Genomic DNA, 2,311 nt, shown 5'->3' on the forward strand with positions numbered 1-2,311 from the left:
CTCCGTGCGCGAACTGTTCACGAGAACGGGAAGGTGACGACGAAGCGCGCGCCACCGAGCAGCGACGGTGCGACCTGCACGGCGCCGCCCGACCGCTCGGCGGTGCTGCGGACGACGGCCAGGCCGAGTCCGGCGCCACCCTGGTCGCGGGTGCGGGCGTCGTCGAGACGCACGAAACGCTCGAAGATCCTGTCCTGGTCGGCGGGCGGGACTCCCGGACCGTCGTCGTCGACGGTCAGCTCGATTCCGTGCTCCGTCGACCGCAGATCGACGGCGACCCGCGACTCGGCGTGGCGCGCAGCGTTGTCGAGCAGGTGTCCGACGAGACGGGTCAACTCATCGGGTCTGCCGTGCACCCGACCCGCTGACACCCGGCTCGCGTCGACCGGGACCCGCCGTGAGCGTGAGGCTTCCGCGAGCACGATGTCGTCGAGGTCGACATCCACGAACGACGCAACCACGCCTTCGTCGTGGCGGGCGAGAGCGAGGAGATCGTCGATGATCGTCGACAATCGCGCCGACTCCCCGGCCATGACCGAGGCCAGCTGTTCGACGTCGGTCGTGTCAGGGTGGCTGAGCGCGACCTCGGCATCGTTGCGCAACACGGCGACCGGGGAGCGGAGTTCATGGGAAGCGTCCGAGATGAATCGGCGGCGCGCCCGGTCGTCGGATTCGAGCCGATCGAGCATCTCGTTGACCGTCGTGGCCAGCGTCGAGATCTCGTCGCCGCTGTTCGGAACCGGAACCCGCGCATCCAACGAACCTCCGCTGATCGTCTCGGCGCGCTCGGTGATCGCGGCGACCGGACGGAGTGCTCGACTGGTGAGCAGCCACGCGACCGCCGCGACCGCGGCCGTCAGGATCGGCACGGCCAACCACAGCCCGAGTTGCACCCGACCCACGCTGCGATCGACCGCGGCGGCGTCGGCAGAGACGAGCAACCGGGTGTCGTCGACCTCGACCACTCCCGCGATCGTGCGGGCATCCGGCTCGGTCTCGATGAACGTCCCGGAACCGACCTCGCGCAGGCCGAGGTCGTCGAACAGCAACTCGTCGAACTCGCTCGCCGACATCACCGGCACGCCGTCGTCGATGGTTCCGGCGAGGTCGTCGACGACGCGGAAGTTGCCGTCGGGTTCCACCTCGGTTCCTGTGGAGGGTCCCGATTCGATCACGAACGGGCCGCCGGCCGCATCGGCGAGCAGGTCGAGGCGATCGACCCGACGCAGCAGCTCGACCTGTTCGGCGGCGATGACGCTCAGCTCCTCGGGATCCGGCGCGGCTTCGCTGAAGAGGTCGTCGAACAACTCGCCGACGTCGCGGAGCAGGTCGGGGTCGAACGGGAAGACGTCGCCGTCCGGAATCTGGATGAGGTCGTCCGGATCGAAGCCCGATGATTCGTCGAGGGTCGACATCAGGCCCGCCGTCTCGGCTTCGGCGTCGAGCAGATCGTCCTCGAGGACCGGCCGCACGGCGCTCGGTGCGGCGAGCGCGACGATCGAGAACGCGATCGCCGCGGTCGCTGCCATCGTCAGCGTGAGGCGGGCTCGAACCGACCATCCCCGGCGTCGGCCACTCACGATGCGTCCACGAACTGGTACCCGGCTCCGCGCACGGTACGGATCGATTCCCGCCCGAGTTTCTTGCGCAGGTAGCCGATGTACACCTCGACGATGTTGGGATCGCCGTCGAAATCGAGTCCCCACACTGCATCGAGCAGACTCGACTTCGAGACGACGTCGGGATGGCGTCGCGCCAGGAAGTCGGCAACGGCGAACTCGCGGCGGGTCAACTCGACCGAACCGGTGCCGAGGCTTGCCTGCAGTCGACCCGGATCGAGCGTGATCGTGCCGACGGTGACGGTGTTGTCGGTCGTCCCGGTGCCGCGTCGGGTGAGCGCGCGCAGCCGCGCGACGAGGACGACGAACGAGAACGGTTTGCGGAGGTAGTCGTCGGCGCCGGTGTCGAGTCCTTCGGCCTCGTCGTACTCGCCGTCCTTCGCGGTGAGCATGAGGATCGGCGTCGTCACGCCGTCCGAGCGCAGTTCTCGACACACCTCGTAGCCGTTCCGACCCGGGAGCATGATGTCGAGCACGATGGCCGCGTACTCGCCTTCCCGGGCGCGCCAGAGTGCGTCCCGACCGTCGTGGACGACGTCGGCGTCGAACCCTTCCGCAACGAGACCGCGGGCGATCGATTCCGCCAAGCGGACCTCGTCGTCGACCACCAGCACGCGCATCGCAGAAGTCTGCCCGAACCGCCTGAGATCGGGCTGAGAGTGTGCCATCCGGTGTCAGACACCGGATGGCAC

2 protein-coding genes are annotated in these 2,311 nt (G+C 68.5%); both read right to left on the reverse strand.

The genetic code is table 11. The annotated features are described in order from the left end of the window. Positions 1-17: 17 nt before the first annotated feature. On the reverse strand, positions 18-1,580 hold the full coding sequence (locus ON45_RS20030) for a sensor histidine kinase (protein ID WP_148288799.1): 1,563 nt from the start codon (positions 1,578-1,580) through the stop codon (positions 18-20). Then, the gene (locus ON45_RS20035) at positions 1,577-2,239 is read right to left on the reverse strand and encodes a response regulator transcription factor (RefSeq protein WP_040496459.1); all 663 of its coding nucleotides are present in this window, start codon (positions 2,237-2,239) and stop codon (positions 1,577-1,579) included. Before ON45_RS20035 ends, ON45_RS20030 begins: the two co-directional genes overlap by 4 nt. Positions 2,240-2,311: the final 72 nt, after the last annotated feature.

This window comes from Ilumatobacter nonamiensis YM16-303 (assembly GCF_000350145.1).
Lineage (GTDB): Bacteria > Actinomycetota > Acidimicrobiia > Acidimicrobiales > Ilumatobacteraceae > Ilumatobacter_A > Ilumatobacter_A nonamiensis.

Bases quoted from the DNA above. Each gene is read 5' to 3' on its own strand.
- ON45_RS20035 (WP_040496459.1), bottom strand. From the start codon at position 2,239: ATGCGCGTGCTGGTGGTCGACGACGAGGTCCGCTTGGCGGAATCGATC.